This is a genomic window from Citrobacter sp. wls710 (genome assembly GCF_005281115.1).
In the GTDB taxonomy this organism is placed as follows: domain Bacteria; phylum Pseudomonadota; class Gammaproteobacteria; order Enterobacterales; family Enterobacteriaceae; genus Citrobacter; species Citrobacter werkmanii.
The window spans coordinates 22,964-42,900 of the sequence record NZ_SZXD01000029.1 but is presented as its reverse complement, the minus strand read 5'-3'; the positions used below and the strand labels follow the sequence as shown (position 1 = coordinate 42,900).

Sequence of the window (19,937 nt, the reverse complement as noted above, 5' to 3'; positions counted from 1 at the left end):
TGACAGGGCGGATCTGCCGCCCTGTATAAACAAAAAATTAACTCGCCAACTCTCTGAGTTTTTCAATACCTGTTGGCTCAGAAGCCAGTACCGGAACGAGCGCTATATGGTCAGCGTGCTGATTCTTAACAGCCTCAATCTGAGGCTGTTCCTGCTGAGCGCGCTGGCAAAGCAACGGAGAACGCGTATCCGCGATGGAAAGGCTGTTATTGATAATCCAGCCCCATGGATGAATCCCCGCTCTTTCAAGGTCAGCCTGTAGGCTTGCCGCTTCCAGTACCGGTGTGGTTTCAGGCAGAGTGACCAGCAGAACTTTGGTTCGTTCCGGGTCCTGAAGCTGCATCATTGGGGTAGTAAAATGACCTTTCTCCCCCATTTTTTTGGCAATCTCTCGGTGGTAAGCCCCGGTAGCATCCAGCAACAACAGCGTGTGCCCAGTGGGAGCTGTATCCATGACAACAAACCGCTTACCTGCTTCACGAATCACTCGGGAAAAAGCCTGGAACACGGCAATTTCTTCAGTACAGGGAGAACGTAAATCTTCTTCCAATAGCCGTTTCCCTGCTTCGTCCAGATCTTTTCCCTTCGTCTCAAGAACATGCTGGCGATAGCGTTCGGTTTCATCGTGAGGGTTGATGCGGCTGACCTGCAGGTTTTTGAGGCTGCCGTTCAGCGTTGTACTCAGGTGCGCAGCGGGATCAGAGGTGGTGAGATGCACGTCATATCCCATGTCTGCCAGCCTTACGGCGATGGCAGCAGCCATCGTGGTTTTCCCTACACCACCTTTGCCCATCAACATAATCAGGCCATGTTCACTGCGGGCGATATCATCGACCAGGTCAGAGAGCGATAAGTTTTCAGGCGTGTACAGGACGTTCGGTACCGGGAGCGGTAATGCATCAAAACGGGTATCCAGCAACCCCTTCAACGCAGACACACCAACCATATTTACTGGCTGGAGTAATAAGGTATCTCTCGGTAGCTCAGATAAACCAGCAGGAAGATTTGCCAGTGCTTCCTGCTCCCGTTGCCATATCGCAGCAGCCAGCGCGTCATGTTCAGCTTCGGCTTTAGGCAGCACACCATTAATAACCAGGTACTGGTTTTTCAGGCCAATTGCGGCCAGTTCTTCATGGGTGCGGGCTACTTCCTGCAGCGTAGATTTTTGCAGTCGTGCAACCAGAACCAGGCGAGTACGTTCAGGATCGGACAACGCCTCTACCGCATGAGCATACTGCTCACGCTGCTTTTCCAGCCCGGCCATTGGGCCAAGACAGGAAGCACCATCCGGATTACTTTCAATGAAACTACTCCAGGCACCGGGAAGCTGGAGAAGGCGAATCGTGTGGCCCGTCGGCGCTGTATCAAAAATGATGTGATCGAAGCGGGTCAGCAGGGAAGCGTCTGTCAATAAGCCGGTGAACTCATCAAACGCCGCAATCTCAGTCGTACAGGCTCCTGAAAGCTGCTCGCTGATACTGTTAACAACGTCTTCAGGCAGAAGACCTTTGATAGGATCAACGATTCTGGAGCGGTATTGTTGGGCAGCTTCCTGAGGGTCAATCTCCAGAGCGGAAAGTCCAGTAACTGCTGTCACAGAGCGAATGGTGTTACCGATAGCCTGGTCGAATACCTGACCGACATTGGAGGCTGGATCTGTACTGACCAGCAAAACCCGCTTACCTTGTTCGGCAAGGCGGATAGCCGTCGCGCAGGAAATGGACGTTTTTCCTACGCCACCCTTGCCAGTAAAAAACAGGTAAGGCGGGATATTCTCTAAGAATTTCATATGTCCTCCTGACATATTCAGCAACAGGAAGTATTACCACCACAGCAGCTGGTGGGAGCTAACCCTACCTTCTCCAGCGGAATACCGAACCAGCGAGCCAGCTCAGCGCGTTTTGGGTATCGCCCAGCCATCACCGTTTCACCGTCCAACAGCAGTAGCGGAAGCCCTTCTGCTCCAGATGCTTCGAGGAATACTTTCGCTTTCTCATTATGAACAAAGCTCATGGGCTGCTGCGCCAGGTTATAACGTTCAACCTGTACGCCACGTCCTTTCAGCCACTGCACATCAGCAGAGAAATCAACCAGAACCTGATCGACATCTGAGCCACATACGCCGGTACTGCAGCACATTGCCGGGTCAAACACCGTTAACGTCTTCATTCTGAATACCTCACATTCGAAAAATCATATATGTTCAGGCAAATTTTTTAGATGCAAACAGCCTTACCGCTACCAAAGCAGTTTGCCGATGCCAGCTTACGGGCGATGGCCTGTACGTCGTCCTGTTGGCTTAACCAAGCCTGCTCAATTACCTGAGCAGCCCATGACGGAATATGCGGAGATAAGCGGTAGTGAACCCACTTGCCCTGCTTGCGATCCAGTAATAATCCACTTTCCCGGAGCATTGCCAGATGACGGGAGATCTTGGGCTGCGACTGATCCAGCGCCGTACAGAGATCGCACACGCATAGCTCTCCCATTTCTCTAAGCAGCAACACGATGCCCAGCCGAGTTTCATCGGAAAGGTTTTTGAAGAGTTGTAGAGAAGTTAGTTCAGCCATTTTAGTCTCCTGAATTCTCTCCGTAGTTTCCTGCAATAGTTGAGTGTCGTCAACCATCACATTCGAAAATTCGAATGCGATGGCTATGTGGTTTTAATATCAGATTTACTGATTGTTCATTATTCAATTTGTTAATCCTGCCGCTTTTCGACGCCTGTATTCATCTATCAGTAATTGTGCTGGCGTTGGTCCTGCCGGATGGCGCGGCGCTTCCAGTTGACGTCGAATTGGTGGGACACTTAGTCCATTACCAACATGCTTCGACCACTTCGTGAGTAACTTTTCTGCCAGTCGTTTCAGCTCCCCCTCTGTCATTTGTCGTTCTACGCCCGTTCTGCGCATTTCAATGCAGATGTGATACAGCACGGGCTGAGGCCATGGATATTTATCGCTTCCTGAATACCGATATGACTCATTGCGCCAGCGCCGGTATTCCGTCATAACCTGCTCCGATTTCAGTCCGAATGGATTCGCCCCACTCTCTGAAACCAGAGAAACAAACTCAGCCAGGTCAGGCGGCCATGTATTTCCCATCGCGCAGCGCTCCATGCATTGCTGACAGACCAGCCGAATTTGAGGTTCAGTCATCGAACCTATCTGGGCTATCCAGATAGGCGAAGGCTCCGCCCCGTTCTTCTGGGTCCATCGGTTCGAATACACCTCCCCCATGACCTGCCACAGTCGCCAGGCTGTTTCCGTCGCCATCAAGTCCATTCCTGCGGCGCCACTCTGCGTGTGCTGACTGAATTTGCTGAACTGCCCGGGATGCTGTTGGTTCTGATCCTGCTCCCACATGACTGTTACCTCCGGTTTCTGGTTTTACCTGCGTTCTCACCCGGGCTACATGTCGGGCAAATTTTTGTTCCCACTGGATTTGAGTAAAAACTTTCCCTTCCGACTCCCAATACGCGGTGAATTCTGCGAGTTCAGTCAGAAGGTAATCTGGTTCAGGCAGGGGGATACCCCACGATGCAGCGCGCTGTCGGAAGTCTCTGGAGGGAAGCCAGCTATCTGTCATGCTGAATTTCCCGATCGGTTCATCAACACCGTCCAGGTATCGGGGCATGACCGGGGATGGCGGTTCATCCCCATTCGGATTTTTCATCGCGCCCGCGTTAAGAGAGGGGTTTAAGATCTGTTTACTGCTAACTGCTTTCTGGATACCTGATGGCAAAGGTTTAGCCAAAGACTTAGCCTTATCCTTAGGCAAAGCGAAAGCCTTATCAAAAGCCGTCCCCATAGCGTCAGAAACCCCGTAGCAGGCGGCTTTGAGAGCTTCATATGCTTTATCTTTCAGTGAACATTCAGGCAGTAATTCAAACGATCTTGCCCATGATTTGATCACGTTCACTGATGCTGGAGGGTTATGTTTCACCGCGTTAGGCAACCAAAAAACTCTGGCTTTAAGGTCGGCTTCCACCATACCTAACGCTATGGCTTCGCCTAAGGCTAAGTCGAAGGCTTCGACATCCCAGTTTAATTCTTCGGCCATAGCCGCCCTTCCCGCCTTATACAGCCCGGGTATAATCCCCGTGAATGGGCCTGTAAGCAGGTAAATAAACAGACTCTGCCCACTTGGCGGGAGTGGTGATAAGGCTCGAAATTTAGGATCATCCCACATGGTGATCTTCACCTTACGGTAAGGCTCGTTACTAGCCTTACTCTTAGGCATGGCCTTAGCCAAAGGATTAGGCATACTTCACCCCGCGAGTTGCAGTAATAATGGTCATTGGTCAAAACTCGATTAAAACAATTGCGGCGCTACGGCGCTTATACTCGCCAGTAGTGGTCCCGCCGCGTCAGCAGGTAACATGTTGAACAATGCGATTGCCGCCTCACGAATTTCCTTCTCGAGCTTTTGTAATGGCGCGCCGATTAATTTCGCATGGTGTGCCTCACTGCACTCTTTGATTGCGTTCGCCACCAGCTCTGCTTCTGTGCTCGCATTACTTAACCCGTGCTTTCTGGCGATCTGAACTGGCATAGCAGCAATAATTGAACCTGACAGCTGCATAACGTAAGCCGTGTACTTTTCCGAACCGCCCTCGTTTTTCAGGTATCGGAATAAATTCTGTTTATTAACAGCAATTCCCCGTCCATCTGCTTTGGCCCACTCTTCAGCCACCAGCTGAGTGATCCGTTCCTGTGCCTGTCCTGGTAATGTCGATTCCCATTCACGAACGGCGGCCAATATGGCACGGTGCTGAATGCCGTCACGGCGCTGGGGTTTAAATTGATTTTGCGATTTCACCGGAGCGGCTACTCGTGGTTTATTATGGGTATAAGCTACTGATTGCATCATTCAGACCTCGCTTTGTGGCGGAAATACACTATCAAGAGAGCAGGTGCGCCCTAACTCGTTAAGCTTCTCCACAATCAATCTGCATTCCGGTAGGCCTGGTTGGCGTGTTCCGTTCTCATAATTTGAGAGCCTTGACTGACGCCACCCGAATAATTTGGCTAATTGCTCTTGAGTTAAACCGAGCGCTTGCCGTTCTTTGGCGATGTTGTTCATCTTGTCCTCACATATAGTGTTTAGCTGAATTAAACACACAATGTGTTAGATAGTCAAGACGAAACGTTCTTTGAGCGTTAACACGTAACGTGGTAAAAATCAGTAATGAATATAAACACTGCAATTGCCGCCAGACTGAAGCAACTACGCGAACAGAAAAATATGTCGCAATCTAAACTCGCAGAGTTATGTGGGTGGGCTCAGTCACGCATCGGGAACTATGAAGCAGGTCGCCGCAATGTTGGCGTTGACGACGCTATAACGATATCTAAAGCTCTCGGCATTAGCCCGGCTGAGCTAATGTTTGGTGATGATCACGCCGAATCATGGTTAACGCCAAAACATCGTAAGTTGATTACTCTTTTTGACCAGTTGCCGGAGTCTGAACAAGACAGAATGATCGATACCTTTCAATTACGGCTGAAAGAAATTGATGAGTATGTTGAGAAATACCTTCGGGGACGATTAAAGCCAACTGACGACTAAGCTACAATTTTCAGCACTCTAACCAGCCTCCTTGGCTGGTTTTTTTATGCCTTTCCCACTCCCTTTTCCCATATCGTTATCATCAACACCACCTTAAACACATGCTGTGTTGACTTTTAAACACATTTAGAGTTTAAATATAAACACATTTTGAAAAACGTCATCGAGGCAGGACGCCCACGAAGTAGTTGCCGGCGGCATACGAATCACCGGATGAGATGGCGAACATTAATGCGCAGCAGTCAGTACCGTTCCGCTTGCCAGCGATAAGGCTAAATGAAGAACCCCCTGTATCACTGTTACTGGACACAGGGACAGAATGTTGAGGGAAACATTATGAGGATCGAAATAACTAAAGTTGGAGGCAAGGTTTGCTTAGTCATATCCCCTATCAAGTTCTCTGTCGCGGATCGCATAGCTACTGCCATGGAAAACAGCGAAATCGTTGCAGCTCTTGGTGCTTATTTCACAGCCATTGGAGAGGCACCAAACGGAGAACTCGTTGGGCTCTATCTCTATTTTAATAACTTGGATACCGCTACGTTCGTAACGCTCAATCATTTGATTGAAACGGATGAGCCAGTCCCGATAGTCATCAGGTAATACCCACGAATCGGTCAGAACTTCTTTACAGGAATCATACTGTGCGCGGTTCTTGAACCAAAAAACACTTATTGGTCGAGCGGCCATTTTTATGTCCTTGCTGGCTAGATGGGAAATACCAGCTTACCACCGAGCCTGAAATGGAGAAATGACCGGTAAAACAAGGAAACCAAAATGATTGATTTTGCGCGTAAACCAGTGCGGTGTCAGGCCGTACATCTAAATCGCATTGAAGTAATCATTCGACTGATTTGCTACATGCTCGCCCAGAAGGGCGACCCGTCTGCCGACCAACAGACTGCAGTTCGTTCATAACGAGTTTGACCAATGGCTGTTGCCAGCATCAGTAAGGAAGTGACTATGGAATTTGGAATGAAACGTGTGGTGGCATCTGTTCAGGTGGTTGCCATCCTCAACAGGATTTACAACGGCAGCCCTGTTTCCGTCGCATCTATCAGTAAAGAATCAAAGCTGTCTGTGTCTTACCTCGAGCAGATTTTCTCGAAGCTGCGCAGAAGTGAAATCGTCACCAGCCAGCGTGGCGCTGGTGGCGGGTACCACCTTAGCAAAGCAAACCCCAGCGTGGCTGACGTCGTTCGCGCCGTTACTCACACGCCTGATTCATTTGAGCCCGTGCTGAATGCTCTGGAGTGGGTCCCCGTCGCACAGCTGGCGCAGGGAAAATCCCCTACCCCATAAAGCACAAAACCCGCGCAAGGCGGGTTAAGTACCCGGTCAGCCGACCAAAGCTTTCCGGAACGAGTTTTGACCAATAACCACTACCTTAGGCGGAGATCATCAGCTGCCGGGTATCTTACAACCCTATGGAGCCCGAACGCAATGTTAACGTATGCGTATCTTATTAAAGCCAAAGCGAAAGCAACTGAGGCAAAAAACCTGTTTTGCTGGTTCTCTGCGAAATCAGATTCCCGTGCAGAACGCGAAATACTCAATATTCTCGAAGACAACGATATTGCCGTCGGTCGTGGCGCCGACTATCAATTACCTGTCCGCACCAACTGGTTTGTTGTTGACGATCTTCCTGAGGAAAGCACACTTGATGACACATGGTGCGATCGTTACGAACTGGCAGAAGACCAGCAAACGTGGCAACTGAAACAGAAGCCGGATAATGAAAATCTGGAGGCTTCCAGCCAGCAAAAACCTGAAACCTCCAGTGCCAATGTACCCACCAGCGATGCGCCAGCATTGCTCCGCCCCATATCTCGCCTGCGCCTGTCTCAGCGGCTGATTGCGCACCTGTTAAATGACGGTGAAGAGAAGGAAATCAGTGAAGCACGGCACGTCCAGATCGGGCAAATGGTACTGGACGAAAATGATCTCTATGTACAAAACCTGTTACTGGCCATTGCGAATGTGCGGTCGGTGAAAGAACTTTCTGCTCATGTTGAGTGGAAGCTGGCAAATGCAATAAAAGAAGTCTTTGACCGTGAGCAGGTCTATACCGTTGCTTCATTTGAGCAATTTATTTCCGAATGGATTGAAGAACCAGAAAAGCGGGCTCTTACCGTTCAGGAGTGGGTTAATGATAAGAAAGCACGAGTTGCGGGTGATGAACATGCCACTCCACCTGTAACGCCAGAGCTTATTACCGTTGCGACTCTGCCGCTACGCCAGCGCCTCTTAGCTCAGTTTATTTCTGAAGAATATGCTTACCATATTGATACTGAGCAGAAGAAAACCATTCAGGAACTCGAGCTGGATGTAGATAACAGCTATGTGCAGAACCTGCTGCTTGCCGCCGAGAATGTAGAACCATTCAGGAAAGCGCCAGAGATCGATATCTGGAAGATCGTCAGCGCGCTGAAAACCGTTTTTCCGGTTGATGGAAAACGAGTTGATCTGGTCACCGTTATTCAGTTCTTTAAGGCCTGGTTCAACACTGAACACATTGACCGTGGGCTGCTGGTTAAAGAGTGGTGTAAAGGCAATCGCGTGTCGCAGATTCAGCGCACTGACTCCGGAACCAACGCTGGCGGCAGCAATGGGACCGATCGCAACCCGGAACTTGTCCACACGCTGGACACTCTGGACATTGATATTGCGCTGGCCACACTTCCAATGGATTTCAACATCTACGATATTCCTGGTGGCGTTTTCCGTCGTGCAAAAGAGATCATTTCTAAAAACGAAAGCCCGTTCAAAGAGTGGTCCGCCGCCCTGCGCAAACGCGCTGGCATTCTGGATTATTCCCGCGCCGCTATTTTCGCGCTTATTCGTAGTGCAGAAGAAAACACTCACCATTTCCCGGAACTGCTGAGCCGTTACATCAACAAAAACCTGACTGAAACCGACCACCAGCACCCAACTGAAGAAACCCTGGCGGCAGCCGGTCACGTACCAGAAAAAAGCTGGGAAAACGAGATTAAAGAGAAGTCCACAGCTGAACAGAAGGCAATAACCGAGCAACCAGAAATCGCCAACATGGGCAACGGTGTTTTCTCCATTGATGGCCTGATGGGTAACCAGCCGGCGCCAGCGCTTTCTGTCGTAGACCAGGTACGCCAGCGCGCCGTCGAAGAAAAATTACATCAAGCCAATACCGAGGAAACCACCAGCGATGTGCAGATGGAAAAAACTGACAACAGCAAAATCAAAGCCAATCCTGATGTGCCTCAGGGCGAAGCAACAGCTTTGCCAGTTGAAAGCACTGATGCAACTGGTGAGCCTCCAGCTTCCCTGAATAATGACCCCGTTCACCATATAGATACGGATCACCTGAACGCTTTTTATACTCACCTGATGGTTGATTTGGAAACTATGGGCAGCGGTCCTGATGCACCAATAGTCTCTATCGGCGCCGTATATTTTGATCCTTCAACTGGTAACACTGGTGCCGAATTTTACCAGGTTGTCAGTCTTGAATCATCGATGTCGTTTGGCATGAAACCGGATGCGTCAACAATTCAGTGGTGGTTGAAACAATCATCTGAAGCCCGCTCTGCAATTCTGGTTGATGAGGCCATGGGGCTGCGTGAAACCCTTGAACTACTGGCTGACTTTATTGCTGAAAATGCTGCTAACGGCAGTCACACTGTTCAGCTGTGGGGTAATGGATGCTCGTTTGATAACGTCATTCTCCGCCGCGCATATACATTAACAGAAACTCCTTTTGCTGTTCCGTTCTGGAATGACAGGGACGTAAGGACCATGGTTGAACTGGGTAAACCTGTCGGTATCAACCCGCGTTTCGACATCCCCTTTGAAGGCGACATGCACAATGCGCTTTCTGACGCCCGGCATCAGGTCAAATACGTATCTGTAATCTGGCAGCGCCTAACAAAAAACTGATTTTAGGTTTTCACTTACAGCCAGCTGCAGCATGTACTGTTGTGGCTGGCGGCATCGGAGTTATGTATGTCGCAACTCATTTTCAGCGAAGAGTGGATGGTTGAAGCGCGACTAACAGAAAAGACCGGCTTGTCGGAAAGACAAATTAAAAGTTATCGGTTGAATTTGTGGATCGAAGGCGTGCATTTCAAACATCTGACAGCTCTCGGGGAAACTGACAATTCTAAAGGTCTGCTTTGGTACAACTATCCAAAGATTAACCAATTAGTACAGGAAGCATGATGGACTTTCCAACCGGCGTTGAGCTGCATAATGGAAAAATACGGATCACATTTACCTATCGCGGCAAACGTTGCCGCGAAGTCCTTCGCGGATGGACGGTGAACAGCAGCAACATCAAAAAAGCTGGAAATCTTCGCGCGCTCATAACAAGCGAAATACAGCTCGGTAAGTTCGACTATGCGGAACGTTTCCCGGAATCCAAAGCGCTTAAGAAGTTCATCACAACCAAAAAAATCACCACGTTTAAAGAACTGAGTGATTTTTTTACAGACACCAAAGCCTTAGAGGTATCTGGCGCAACACTGCTATCGCTTACTTCGGTCGTAAATACGTTACTGCGTGTAATCGGAGAAAATACCCGTCTGGTAGATATTGAGCATGCCGATATTTTGCATTACCGAAAGGAGTTATTGACCGGGACAATTATTAACCCGGCAATGCCGAATCTGACCAGGCAGGGCCGCGCGCCCTCAACAGTCAATAAACAGATGGCAGTTTTATCAGAAATGCTTAAGCTCGCAAACCGAAGCCAGTTTATATTGCATGCTCCTTATGAAGGAGTGTCGCGACTCAAGTTATCTAAAAATGATCCCGACCCACTTTTACTTCATGAGTACCAGGCTCTGATAGCCGCCCTTCCCCGTAGCCAGGCATTAATCATTATTGTTGCCGTACATACGGGGATGAGGCCGGGCGAGATATGCGCCCTGGCATGGGAAGACATTGATTTGGTAAAAGGTGAAATCCACGTATCCAGAAGTTTGACGAATAAGCGAGTATTTGTCCCCCCTAAGACAGATGCCGGAATAAGGACGATAACGTTGCTTAAACCTGCGCTGGATGCACTAAAGGAACAATACGAAATCACCGGCGCTAATCCGAAGCAAGAAATTCGATTTCACCATCGGGAGATCGGAAAAACTGAGCAACAATCTCTTCGCTTCGTTTTTTCACCGACAGCATATTCGTCCAGGAAAGGCAGTTACTTCTCCAAGAACTCGATTGCCTATGGCTGGAAGCGAGGCACTAAACTTGCCAATATCCGCGAAAGGAATCCTTATCAGTCACGGCATACCTACGCATGCTGGACTTTGATGGCCGGAGCGAACCCGTCATTCATAGCGAGTCAGATGGGACATGAAGATGCGCGCATGGTGTACGAGGTTTACTCCAAGTGGATTGGCGATATGAACCAGGATCAGGTCAACATGCTGAACAATCAGATGCCAACGGCATTGCCCCCAGGACGCCCCCACGGGCAAGGGAGCATGAGAAAAGTTATTTAATTTCATAGCGCTGCTTTCAATCCACATAATCAGCGTTAAACTATTCATACCGTTCGTATAGGGAGTAATAATGATGCGCGTACTGGTTGTCGAGGATAATGCTTTATTACGCCACCACCTCAAGGTTCAGTTACAGGATTTAGGGCATCAGGTGGACGATGCAGAGGACGCTAAGGAGGCGGACTACTATCTGAATGAACATCTGCCGGATATCGCGATCGTTGATTTAGGGCTCCCTGATGAAGATGGCTTGTCGCTGATCCGCCGCTGGCGCAGCAATGACGTTTCGCTCCCGATTCTGGTATTAACCGCCCGTGAAGGCTGGCAGGACAAAGTGGAAGTGCTCAGCGCCGGCGCCGACGATTACGTCACCAAACCGTTTCACATTGAAGAAGTGGCTGCGCGCATGCAGGCGTTGATGCGTCGCAACAGCGGTCTGGCATCGCAGATTATCTCCCTTCCACCTTTTCAGGTGGACCTCTCTCGCCGTGAGTTATCCGTCAATGATGAGGTGATCAAGCTCACGGCGTTCGAATACACCATTATGGAAACACTCATCCGTAATAACGGCAAAGTGGTCAGTAAAGATTCGCTCATGCTGCAGCTTTATCCGGATGCCGAGCTGCGTGAAAGTCATACTATTGATGTTCTGATGGGACGTTTGCGCAAAAAAATACAGGCGCAGTATCCTGACGACGTCATCACCACCGTGCGTGGCCAGGGATATCTTTTTGAATTGCGCTAATGAATAAACTATTGCGTCATTTTTTCCCGTTATCACTTCGGCTACGTTTTTTACTGGCAACCGCTGGCGTGGTATTGGTGCTCTCACTGGCCTACGGCATCGTTGCCCTGGTGGGTTATAGCGTCAGCTTTGATAAGACAACGTTTCGCCTGTTGCGCGGCGAAAGCAATCTGTTCTATACCCTGGCGAAATGGGATAACGGTAAAATTAATGTCGAGTTACCCGAGAATCTCGATATGCAAAGCCCAACAATGTCGCTGATTTATGATGAAAACGGCAAATTGCTGTGGGCACAGCGCAACGTCCCCTGGCTGACCCAGAGTATTCAACCTGACTGGCTTAAGACGAACGGTTTTCATGAAATTGAAGCCAATGTCGACGCCACCAGCACGTTGCTGGGCGCAGATCACTCCGCACAGCAGCAGTTAAAAGAAGTCAGAGAAGATGACGACGACGCTGAAATGACCCACTCGGTTGCGGTGAATGTCTATCCTGCCACCGCCAGAATGCCCCAACTGACCATTGTGGTTGTCGATACCATTCCTATTGAGTTAAAGCGCTCGTATATGGTCTGGAGCTGGTTCATTTATGTGCTGGTCGCCAACCTGTTGTTGGTCATTCCACTGTTATGGGTGGCCGCCTGGTGGAGCCTGCGACCTATTGAATCGCTGGCGCGTGAAGTTCGTGAGCTTGAAGAACATCATCGTGAAATGCTGAATCCCGCGACCACGCGTGAACTGACCAGTCTGGTCCGCAACCTCAACCGGCTTTTGAAAAGCGAACGTGAGCGCTACGACAAATACCGCACCACGTTAACCGATCTTACCCATAGCCTGAAGACCCCGCTGGCCGTATTGCAAAGCACGCTCCGCTCGATGCGTAACGAAAAAATGAACGTAAGCGACGCGGAACCGATCATGCTCGAGCAAATCAGCCGTATTTCCCAGCAGATTGGCTATTACCTGCATCGCGCTAGCATGCGTGGCAGTAGCGCCCTGCTCAGCCGGGAACTGCATCCTGTCGCGCCGTTGCTGGATAAACTTACCTCGGCGCTGAATAAGGTGTATCAGCGTAAAGGCGTTAACATTAATCTCGACATCTCACCTGAAATCAGCTTTGTAGGCGAGCAGAACGATTTTGTCGAAGTGATGGGAAACGTGCTGGACAACGCCTGTAAATATTGTCTGGAGTTCGTCGAGATTTCAGCGCGACTATCAGAGGATCAACTGCATATTCTGGTTGAAGATGATGGTCCCGGCATTCCGCACAGCAAACGAGAAGTAGTGTTTGACCGTGGACAACGAGTCGATACGCTACGACCAGGACAAGGTGTCGGACTGGCGGTAGCGCGTGAAATCACCGAACAGTACGACGGGCAAATTATTGCAGGTGACAGCCTGCTGGGCGGCGCACGCATGGAAGTCATTTTTGGCCGCCAGCAGCCGGGTCAGAAAGACGAGTAATCGCCGCATGTAATAAATATGTACTGACTTCACGCTTGAGGTTAAGTATCCGTTATAATCGGTTGCAGATACCAGCCTGCGGGATGCTCATTATGGAATACCAACTCACACTTAACTGGCCCGATTTTCTGGAACGCCACTGGCAAAAACGTCCTGTGGTCTTAAAACGCGGGTTTAACAACTTTATTGATCCACTCTCTCCTGACGAACTGGCTGGACTGGCAATGGAAAGCGAAGTCGACAGCCGACTCGTCAGCCATCAGGACGGTAAATGGCAGGTTAGCCACGGTCCGTTCGAAAGCTATGACCATCTTGGCGAAAACAACTGGTCGCTGCTGGTACAGGCGGTCAATCACTGGCATGAGCCAACCGCGGCGCTGATGCGTCCGTTTCGCGAGCTGCCGGACTGGCGTATCGATGATCTGATGATCTCCTTCTCCGTACCCGGAGGCGGCGTTGGCCCGCATTTGGATCAGTACGATGTGTTTATTATTCAGGGAACCGGACGCCGCCGCTGGCGCGTGGGCGAAAAACTACAGTTGAAGCAGCACTGCCCTCACCCGGATCTGCTGCAGGTCGACCCGTTTGAAGCCATCATTGATGAAGAGCTGGAACCCGGCGATATTCTGTATATTCCGCCAGGGTTCCCACACGAAGGCTACGCGCTGGAAAACGCCATGAACTATTCGGTGGGCTTCCGTGCGCCAAACACTCGCGAGCTAATCAGCGGATTTGCCGATTACGTTTTACAGCGTGAACTGGGCAGCACATATTACAGCGATCCGGATCTGCCGCCCCGCGATCATCCGGCTGACGTTCTACCGCAGGAGATGGACAAGCTGCGCGAAATGATGCTGGGGCTGATTAATCAACCTGAACATTTCCAACAATGGTTTGGTGAGTTTATTTCTCAGTCTCGTCATGAACTGGATATTGCCCCGCCAGAGCCACCGTATCAGCCTGACGAAATCTACGACGCCCTGAAGCAAGGGGATGTATTAGTGCGTCTGGGTGGATTGCGTGTATTGCGCATCGGCGATGATATCTACGCCAATGGTGAGAAAATTGACTCGCCGCATCGTCCTGCCCTTGAAGCCCTTGCCAGCCATATCGTACTGACGGCCGAGAATTTTGAGGATGCGCTGGAAGATCCATCCTTCCTTGCCATGCTGGCCGCATTGGTTAATAGCGGGTATTGGTTCTTCGAAGGATAATGTGTAATTGTGCCTGATGCGACGCTAACGCGTCTTATCAGGCCTACCCGAATGAAATATTCCAGGCCGGATGGCGAAGCGCCATCCGGCATCTACCGAGAAATTTACTGCTGCTTCGCGGTTAACTGCGCAATACGTACAATTACCTGCACCGCTTTTTCCATCCCTTCCAGGGTCACAAATTCATGTTTGCCATGATAGTTGTAGCCGCCGGTGAACAGATTAGGACACGGTAACCCCATAAACGACAGCTGCGCGCCGTCGGTTCCGCCACGAATAGGCTTCAGCACAGGTTCAATATCGCAATCACGCATCGCCTTCTGGGCAATATCCAGCACGTGCGGATGCTCAACCACTTTTTCGCGCATATTGTAGTAGCTGTCTTCGATCACCAGTTCGATATAGCAGTCCGGGTGTAACCCTTTGCCAACCTTCTTGGCGATATCCATGATCTTGCGTTTACGCGCCTCAAACTGCTTGCGGTCAAAATCCCGGATGATGTAGTGCATATCCGCCCGATCAACCGTCCCTTTCATGCTCGCGAGGTGATAAAAGCCTTCATAGCCTTCCGTCGTTTCCGGGCTTTCATCTGCCGGAACCTCAGCGTGAATACGCGCCGCCAGCGACAGCGCATTCACCATCACCCCTTTTGCGGTACCGGGATGCACATTGTTGCCCACGATCTTGATATTAACCGACGCAGCGTTAAAGTTTTCAAACTCCAGCTCCCCTACGCCACCGCCATCAACGGTATAGGCCCACTGCGCATCGAATGCAGCAACGTCAAAATGCTTCGCCCCTTTACCGACCTCTTCGTCCGGCGTAAAGGCCACGCGAATATCACCGTGCGGAATCTCTTTTTGGATTAGCACAGCCAGCGCGGTCATGATTTCTGCGATGCCCGCTTTATCATCGGCGCCCAGCAATGTTTTGCCGTCTGTAGTGATTAGCGTCTGACCCAAAAGCTGATGCAGTACCGGGAACATCACCGGCGACAGAACTTCATCGCCAATACCTAACGCGATATCGCCCCCGCGGTAGTTTTCAACAATTTGCGGATTAACGTTTTTACCGCTGCAATCCGGTGAGGTATCCACATGGGAAATAAAACCGATAGCGGGAATATTGCCAGCAACGTTAGCAGGCAACGTTGCCATCAGCGTCCCCTTTTCGCTGAGTGAAATATTGACCAGCCCCATCTCTTCGAGCTGTTGTTTGAGCAGTTGTAATAACTTCCACTGTCCTTCGGTGCTGGGTACTTGCCGCACGCCCGATTTTGATTGGGTGTCCAGCGACACGTAGTGTAAAAAACGCTCAAGTAGTTTATCCATGCAGTCACCCTCACTTTTTGTGACAACATTATCAATAAGCAACAAAAGACAAATATTGCGTCAGGTCACTTTTATCCCCGCAAGTAAGAATATTTCGCCATGACATCCCCTCTGACTATAGGGCTAAGTCAGTAATTCGCAACAAGGATTGGCGATTACCATGGTTTGCCGTAGAATAACGGCCCTCATTAAGAGTCATCAAGGTGGTTAACCACAAACCCCGCATCGGTCAGCCATCCGTTGCGTTTACATGGGACAGAGTAAAAAATTGAATAAACAACCGCGTTCGCTTTCTCCACTGGTGCAATTAGCGGGAATTCGCAAAAGTTTCGATGGCAAAGAGGTGATTTCCAGCCTGGATTTGACCATTAAAAACGGCGAGTTTCTCACGCTGCTCGGCCCCTCTGGCTGCGGTAAAACAACCGTTCTTCGCCTGATTGCCGGTCTGGAAACGGTTGATTCCGGTCATATCATATTGGACAACCAGGACATCACTCACGTTCCGGCGGAAAATCGCTACGTGAACACCGTCTTCCAAAGCTATGCGTTATTTCCCCACATGACCGTGTTTGAAAATGTGGCCTTCGGTTTACGCATGCAGAAAACACCCGCTGCTGATATCCCTCCTCGCGTTACCGAAGCTCTGCGCATGGTACAACTGGAAGAATTCGCCCAACGAAAGCCGCATCAACTTTCTGGTGGGCAGCAACAGCGCGTGGCGATTGCCCGTGCGGTGGTCAACAAACCTCGTTTGCTCCTGTTGGATGAATCCCTCTCTGCGCTGGACTACAAACTGCGCAAACAGATGCAGAACGAACTGAAAGCGCTGCAACGTAAGCTTGGTATCACTTTTGTTTTTGTCACGCACGACCAGGAAGAAGCGCTGACCATGTCAGACCGTATCGTGGTGATGCGCGATGGCAAGATTGAGCAAGATGGTACGCCGCGCGAAATCTACGAAGAGCCGAAAAATCTGTTTGTCGCCGGGTTTATCGGCGAGATTAATATGTTTAACGCGACGGTCATTGAGCGTCTGGACGATCAGCGCGTTCGTGCTAATGTGGAAGGTCGCGAGTGCAACATTTATGTCAACTTCGCGGTGGTGCCTGGACAAAAACTGCACGTATTATTGCGCCCGGAAGATCTGCGCGTTGATGAGATCAACGACGATAATCATATTGAAGGTCTTATCGGCTATGTGCGTGAACGCAACTACAAAGGCATGACGCTGGAGTCGGTTGTGGAACTGGAAAATGGCAAGATGGTGATGGTCAGTGAATTCTTCAATGAAGACGATCCTGACTTCGACCACTCGCTCGACCAGAAAATGGCGATTAACTGGGTAGAAAGCTGGGAGGTCGTACTGGCTGATGAAGAACACAAGTAAATTCCAGAGTGTGGTGATCGTCACCATTGTCGGTTGGCTTGTGTTATTTGTCTTTCTGCCCAACCTGATGATCATCGGCACCAGCTTTTTGACCCGTGACGACGCTAATTTCGTCAAAATGGTCTTTACGCTGGAAAACTATACTCGCCTGCTGGATCCGCTCTATTTTGAGGTACTGGTTCACTCCCTCAATATGGCGTTGATTGCCACGCTCGCCTGTCTGGTACTGGGCTATCCGTTTGCCTGGTTTTTGGTAAAGCTGCCGGAAAAAGTGCGCCCGCTGCTGCTGTTCCTGCTGATTGTTCCGTTCTGGACCAACTCGCTTATTCGCATTTACGGACTCAAAATTTTCCTCAGCACCAAGGGCTATCTCAACGAATTTCTGTTGTGGATCGGCATTATTGATACCCCCATTCGCATCATGTTTACCCCCAGCGCGGTGATCATCGGCCTGGTGTACATCCTGCTACCGTTTATGGTGATGCCGCTCTACTCCAGCATTGAGAAACTCGACAAACCGCTGCTGGAAGCCGCACGCGATTTAGGCGCCAGCAAACTTCAGACCTTTACCCGCATCATTATTCCGCTGACGATGCCGGGAATTATCGCTGGATGTCTGCTGGTTATGCTGCCGGCAATGGGGCTGTTTTACGTTTCCGATTTAATGGGTGGGGCGAAAAACCTGTTAATTGGTAACGTGATTAAAGTGCAGTTCCTGAACATTCGCGACTGGCCGTTTGGCGCAGCTACCAGCATAACGCTGACTATCGTGATGGGGCTGATGCTGCTGGTCTACTGGCGCGCCTCCCGCTTGCTGAACAAGAAGGTAGAACTCGAATGATCGGTCGACTGCTTCGTGGCGGTTTTATGACCGCTATCTACGCATATCTGTACATTCCAATCATTATTTTGATTGTGAACTCCTTTAACAGCTCGCGCTTTGGCATCAACTGGCAAGGTTTTACTACCAAGTGGTACGGTCTGCTGGTGAACAACGACAGCCTGCTGCAGGCGGCGCAACACTCCCTGACGATGGCAGTGCTCTCCGCAACGTTTGCCACGCTGATCGGTTCACTCACCGCGGTCGCGCTTTATCGCTACCGTTTTCGCGGGAAACCCTTTGTCAGCGGCATGCTGTTTGTGGTGATGATGTCGCCCGATATCGTAATGGCGATTTCGCTGCTGGTTCTGTTTATGTTAATTGGCATTCAGCTCGGCTTCTGGTCGCTGCTGTTTTCGCATATTACCTTCTGTCTGCCTTTTGTGGTGGTGACGGTCTATTCACGTCTGAAAGGTTTTGATGTGCGAATGCTGGAAGCGGCAAAAGATTTGGGTGCCAGCGAAGTGACTATCCTGCGCAAGATCATTCTACCGCTGGCAATGCCTGCGGTAGCCGCAGGCTGGTTGCTAAGCTTTACGCTGTCGATGGATGACGTCGTCGTTTCATCCTTCGTCACCGGACCGGGTTACGAAATTTTGCCCTTAAAAATCTACTCAATGGTAAAAGTCGGCGTATCACCCGAGGTGAACGCGCTGGCGACCATTTTGTTGGTTCTGTCGCTGGTTATGGTGATCGCCAGCCAGCTTATTGCACGTGATAAAACCAAGGGCCGCTAAGGCCCTTAATTCAGGGGACGTTAAATGATGAAAAAATGGTCACGCCACCTGCTCGCGGCGGGTGCTCTGGCACTGGGCATGAGCGCCGCTCACGCGAATGACAACAACACGCTCTATTTCTATAACTGGACTGAGTACGTGCCGCCAGGACTGCTGGAGCAGTTCACCAAAGAGACCGGCATTAAGGTTATCTATTCGACCTACGAGTCGAATGAAACCATGTACGCCAAGCTCAAAACCTATAAAGACGGTGCGTACGATCTGGTGGTTCCGTCTACCTATTACGTCGATAAAATGCGTAAAGAAGGCATGATCCAGAAGATCGACAAGTCGACGTTGACCAATTTCCACAACCTCGATCCGGAAATGCTCAACAAGCCGTTTGACCCCAACAATGACTACTCCATTCCGTATATCTGGGGTGCGACGGCCATTGGCGTCAACAGCGATGCCATCGACCCGAAAAGCGTAACCAGTTGGGCAGACCTGTGGAAACCGGAGTACAAAGGTAGCCTGTTGTTAACCGATGACGCGCGCGAAGTCTTCCAGATGGCGCTGCGCAAGCTGGGATATTCCGGCAATACCACCGATCCGAAAGAGATTGAAGCCGCCTATAACGAACTGAAGAAGCTGATGCCTAACGTCGCTGCATTTAACTCTGACAACCCGGCCAACCCGTATATGGAAGGCGAAGTCAATCTGGGGATGGTGTGGAACGGCTCCGCGTATGTTGCGCGCCAGGCGGGTACGCCGCTGGAAGTGGTGTGGCCGAAGGAAGGAGGTATTTTCTGGATGGACAGCCTGTCTATTCCGGCTAATGCGAAAAACAAAGAAGGTGCGCTGAAGCTAATTAACTTCCTGCTGCGCCCGGACGTGGCGAAAGAAGTCGCAGAAACCATCGGTTATCCAACGCCAAACCTGGCGGCACGTAAGCTGTTAAGCCCGGAAGTCGCGAACGATAAAACGCTCTACCCTGATGCTGAAACCATCAACAAAGGGGAATGGCAAAACGACGTCGGTTCCGCCAGCGCTATCTATGAAGAGTACTATCAGAAGCTGAAAGCAGGACGCTAATTCAGCATTGTAAGGAATGCCCGATGGCGCTACGCTTATCGGGCCTACATCA

General features: G+C 50.3%; 21 protein-coding genes and 1 pseudogene. 13 read left to right on the top strand and 9 right to left on the bottom strand.

All coding sequences use genetic code 11. The features are described 5' to 3' along the window. Positions 1 to 37: 37 nt before the first annotated feature. From arsA to FDX14_RS11910, 7 genes are all read right to left on the bottom strand, one after another. Positions 38 to 1,789, bottom strand: coding sequence for an arsenite efflux transporter ATPase subunit ArsA (gene arsA / locus FDX14_RS11940; RefSeq protein WP_038641371.1), 1,752 nt, complete (start codon positions 1,787 to 1,789; stop codon positions 38 to 40). A gap of 17 nt (positions 1,790 to 1,806) precedes the next feature. Next, positions 1,807 to 2,169, bottom strand: coding sequence for an arsenite efflux transporter metallochaperone ArsD (gene arsD, locus FDX14_RS11935; protein ID WP_038641374.1), 363 nt, complete (start codon positions 2,167 to 2,169; stop codon positions 1,807 to 1,809). Positions 2,170 to 2,216: 47 nt separating this feature from the next. Continuing rightward, on the bottom strand, positions 2,217 to 2,570 hold the full coding sequence (gene arsR, locus FDX14_RS11930) for an As(III)-sensing metalloregulatory transcriptional repressor ArsR (protein WP_038641375.1): 354 nt from the start codon (positions 2,568 to 2,570) through the stop codon (positions 2,217 to 2,219). 123 nt (positions 2,571 to 2,693) lie between these two features. Then, a complete protein-coding gene (locus FDX14_RS11925; protein WP_127785720.1) occupies positions 2,694 to 3,239 on the bottom strand; it encodes a replication protein P in 546 nt (181 codons plus the stop codon). Beyond that, positions 3,151 to 4,062, bottom strand: a complete 912-nt coding sequence (locus tag FDX14_RS25410; protein ID WP_038643236.1) for a DnaT-like ssDNA-binding domain-containing protein — start codon at positions 4,060 to 4,062, stop codon at positions 3,151 to 3,153. The genes FDX14_RS11925 and FDX14_RS25410 overlap by 89 nt, the downstream gene beginning before the upstream one ends. A gap of 252 nt (positions 4,063 to 4,314) precedes the next feature. After that, complete coding sequence (locus FDX14_RS11915) at positions 4,315 to 4,869, bottom strand: toxin YdaT family protein (protein ID WP_038643237.1); 555 nt, start codon at positions 4,867 to 4,869, stop codon at positions 4,315 to 4,317. 3 nt (positions 4,870 to 4,872) lie between these two features. Continuing rightward, a complete protein-coding gene (locus FDX14_RS11910) occupies positions 4,873 to 5,085 on the bottom strand; it encodes a helix-turn-helix domain-containing protein (protein WP_003832309.1) in 213 nt (70 codons plus the stop codon). A gap of 105 nt (positions 5,086 to 5,190) precedes the next feature. Between FDX14_RS11910 and FDX14_RS11905 the strand changes: the two genes are divergently transcribed. Continuing rightward, positions 5,191 to 5,571, top strand: a complete 381-nt coding sequence (locus FDX14_RS11905) for a helix-turn-helix domain-containing protein (RefSeq protein ID WP_003832307.1) — start codon at positions 5,191 to 5,193, stop codon at positions 5,569 to 5,571. A gap of 375 nt (positions 5,572 to 5,946) precedes the next feature. Here the strand turns inward: FDX14_RS11905 and FDX14_RS11900 are convergent, their stop codons facing one another. Further along, complete coding sequence (locus FDX14_RS11900) at positions 5,947 to 6,261, bottom strand: hypothetical protein (RefSeq protein WP_071681809.1); 315 nt, start codon at positions 6,259 to 6,261, stop codon at positions 5,947 to 5,949. 84 nt (positions 6,262 to 6,345) lie between these two features. Between FDX14_RS11900 and FDX14_RS25405 the strand changes: the two are divergent. The 8 genes and pseudogenes from FDX14_RS25405 to roxA all read left to right on the top strand — a co-directional run. Beyond that, positions 6,346 to 6,489: pseudogene (locus FDX14_RS25405) on the top strand (hypothetical protein); the annotation flags it as partial. Between the two features lie 45 nt (positions 6,490 to 6,534). Further along, positions 6,535 to 6,873, top strand: coding sequence for an RrF2 family transcriptional regulator (locus FDX14_RS11895; RefSeq protein WP_225624057.1), 339 nt, complete (start codon positions 6,535 to 6,537; stop codon positions 6,871 to 6,873). Between the two features lie 141 nt (positions 6,874 to 7,014). Then, on the top strand, positions 7,015 to 9,486 hold the full coding sequence (locus FDX14_RS11890) for a 3'-5' exonuclease (protein WP_137349605.1): 2,472 nt from the start codon (positions 7,015 to 7,017) through the stop codon (positions 9,484 to 9,486). A 66-nt stretch (positions 9,487 to 9,552) separates the two neighbouring features. Beyond that, the gene (gene xisR / locus FDX14_RS11885) at positions 9,553 to 9,768 is read left to right on the top strand and encodes an excisionase family protein (protein ID WP_003832298.1); all 216 of its coding nucleotides are present in this window, start codon (positions 9,553 to 9,555) and stop codon (positions 9,766 to 9,768) included. Continuing rightward, the gene (locus FDX14_RS11880) at positions 9,768 to 11,054 is read left to right on the top strand and encodes a site-specific integrase (RefSeq protein ID WP_048235615.1); all 1,287 of its coding nucleotides are present in this window, start codon (positions 9,768 to 9,770) and stop codon (positions 11,052 to 11,054) included. The genes xisR and FDX14_RS11880 overlap by 1 nt, the downstream gene beginning before the upstream one ends. Positions 11,055 to 11,127: 73 nt before the next feature. Further along, positions 11,128 to 11,799 carry a two-component system response regulator PhoP gene (phoP, locus tag FDX14_RS11875; RefSeq protein ID WP_042309337.1) on the top strand — a complete coding sequence of 224 codons (672 nt, stop codon included), beginning with the start codon at positions 11,128 to 11,130 and terminating at the stop codon, positions 11,797 to 11,799. After that, a complete protein-coding gene (gene phoQ / locus FDX14_RS11870; protein ID WP_042309080.1) occupies positions 11,799 to 13,262 on the top strand; it encodes a two-component system sensor histidine kinase PhoQ in 1,464 nt (487 codons plus the stop codon). Before phoP ends, phoQ begins: the two co-directional genes overlap by 1 nt. A 92-nt stretch (positions 13,263 to 13,354) precedes the next feature. Continuing rightward, positions 13,355 to 14,476, top strand: coding sequence for a [50S ribosomal protein L16]-arginine 3-hydroxylase (gene roxA, locus FDX14_RS11865; RefSeq protein ID WP_038639870.1), 1,122 nt, complete (start codon positions 13,355 to 13,357; stop codon positions 14,474 to 14,476). Positions 14,477 to 14,580: 104 nt separating this feature from the next. Here the strand turns inward: roxA and pepT are convergent, their stop codons facing one another. Next, positions 14,581 to 15,807 (bottom strand): peptidase T, encoded by a 1,227-nt coding sequence (pepT, locus tag FDX14_RS11860; protein WP_137349604.1) that lies wholly within the window; start codon positions 15,805 to 15,807, stop codon positions 14,581 to 14,583. Between the two features lie 250 nt (positions 15,808 to 16,057). On the opposite strand from pepT, the gene potA reads away from it, so the two are divergent. From potA to potD, 4 genes are read left to right on the top strand one after another with little or no spacing between them, the layout of a single operon-like run. Beyond that, positions 16,058 to 17,194, top strand: a complete 1,137-nt coding sequence (potA, locus tag FDX14_RS11855) for a spermidine/putrescine ABC transporter ATP-binding protein PotA (protein WP_038639864.1) — start codon at positions 16,058 to 16,060, stop codon at positions 17,192 to 17,194. Beyond that, entirely contained in the window at positions 17,178 to 18,035 is an 858-nt protein-coding gene (potB, locus tag FDX14_RS11850; protein ID WP_061381743.1) for a spermidine/putrescine ABC transporter permease PotB, read from the top strand. Before potA ends, potB begins: the two co-directional genes overlap by 17 nt. After that, the gene (potC, locus tag FDX14_RS11845; protein ID WP_006684943.1) at positions 18,032 to 18,811 is read left to right on the top strand and encodes a spermidine/putrescine ABC transporter permease PotC; all 780 of its coding nucleotides are present in this window, start codon (positions 18,032 to 18,034) and stop codon (positions 18,809 to 18,811) included. The genes potB and potC overlap by 4 nt, the downstream gene beginning before the upstream one ends. Positions 18,812 to 18,838: 27 nt before the next feature. Beyond that, positions 18,839 to 19,885 carry a spermidine/putrescine ABC transporter substrate-binding protein PotD gene (gene potD, locus FDX14_RS11840; RefSeq protein WP_042309338.1) on the top strand — a complete coding sequence of 349 codons (1,047 nt, stop codon included), beginning with the start codon at positions 18,839 to 18,841 and terminating at the stop codon, positions 19,883 to 19,885. Positions 19,886 to 19,937 lie beyond the last annotated feature (52 nt).

Excerpts from the sequence above, each read along its gene's own strand:
- arsA (WP_038641371.1), bottom strand. The coding sequence starts at position 1,789 with ATGAAATTCTTAGAGAATATCCCGCCTTACCTGTTTTTTACTGGCAAG.
- arsD (WP_038641374.1), bottom strand. The coding sequence starts at position 2,169 with ATGAAGACGTTAACGGTGTTTGACCCGGCAATGTGCTGCAGTACCGGC.
- arsR (WP_038641375.1), bottom strand. The coding sequence starts at position 2,570 with ATGGCTGAACTAACTTCTCTACAACTCTTCAAAAACCTTTCCGATGAA.
- FDX14_RS11925 (WP_127785720.1), bottom strand. The coding sequence starts at position 3,239 with ATGGGGGAGGTGTATTCGAACCGATGGACCCAGAAGAACGGGGCGGAG.
- FDX14_RS25410 (WP_038643236.1), bottom strand. The coding sequence starts at position 4,062 with ATGGCCGAAGAATTAAACTGGGATGTCGAAGCCTTCGACTTAGCCTTA.
- FDX14_RS11915 (WP_038643237.1), bottom strand. The coding sequence starts at position 4,869 with ATGCAATCAGTAGCTTATACCCATAATAAACCACGAGTAGCCGCTCCG.
- FDX14_RS11910 (WP_003832309.1), bottom strand. The coding sequence starts at position 5,085 with ATGAACAACATCGCCAAAGAACGGCAAGCGCTCGGTTTAACTCAAGAG.
- FDX14_RS11905 (WP_003832307.1), top strand. The coding sequence starts at position 5,191 with ATGAATATAAACACTGCAATTGCCGCCAGACTGAAGCAACTACGCGAA.
- FDX14_RS11900 (WP_071681809.1), bottom strand. The coding sequence starts at position 6,261 with ATGGCCGCTCGACCAATAAGTGTTTTTTGGTTCAAGAACCGCGCACAG.
- FDX14_RS11895 (WP_225624057.1), top strand. The coding sequence starts at position 6,535 with ATGGAATTTGGAATGAAACGTGTGGTGGCATCTGTTCAGGTGGTTGCC.
- FDX14_RS11890 (WP_137349605.1), top strand. The coding sequence starts at position 7,015 with ATGTTAACGTATGCGTATCTTATTAAAGCCAAAGCGAAAGCAACTGAG.
- xisR (WP_003832298.1), top strand. The coding sequence starts at position 9,553 with ATGTCGCAACTCATTTTCAGCGAAGAGTGGATGGTTGAAGCGCGACTA.
- FDX14_RS11880 (WP_048235615.1), top strand. The coding sequence starts at position 9,768 with ATGGACTTTCCAACCGGCGTTGAGCTGCATAATGGAAAAATACGGATC.
- phoP (WP_042309337.1), top strand. The coding sequence starts at position 11,128 with ATGCGCGTACTGGTTGTCGAGGATAATGCTTTATTACGCCACCACCTC.
- phoQ (WP_042309080.1), top strand. The coding sequence starts at position 11,799 with ATGAATAAACTATTGCGTCATTTTTTCCCGTTATCACTTCGGCTACGT.
- roxA (WP_038639870.1), top strand. The coding sequence starts at position 13,355 with ATGGAATACCAACTCACACTTAACTGGCCCGATTTTCTGGAACGCCAC.
- pepT (WP_137349604.1), bottom strand. The coding sequence starts at position 15,807 with ATGGATAAACTACTTGAGCGTTTTTTACACTACGTGTCGCTGGACACC.
- potA (WP_038639864.1), top strand. The coding sequence starts at position 16,058 with ATGGGACAGAGTAAAAAATTGAATAAACAACCGCGTTCGCTTTCTCCA.
- potB (WP_061381743.1), top strand. The coding sequence starts at position 17,178 with ATGAAGAACACAAGTAAATTCCAGAGTGTGGTGATCGTCACCATTGTC.
- potC (WP_006684943.1), top strand. The coding sequence starts at position 18,032 with ATGATCGGTCGACTGCTTCGTGGCGGTTTTATGACCGCTATCTACGCA.
- potD (WP_042309338.1), top strand. The coding sequence starts at position 18,839 with ATGAAAAAATGGTCACGCCACCTGCTCGCGGCGGGTGCTCTGGCACTG.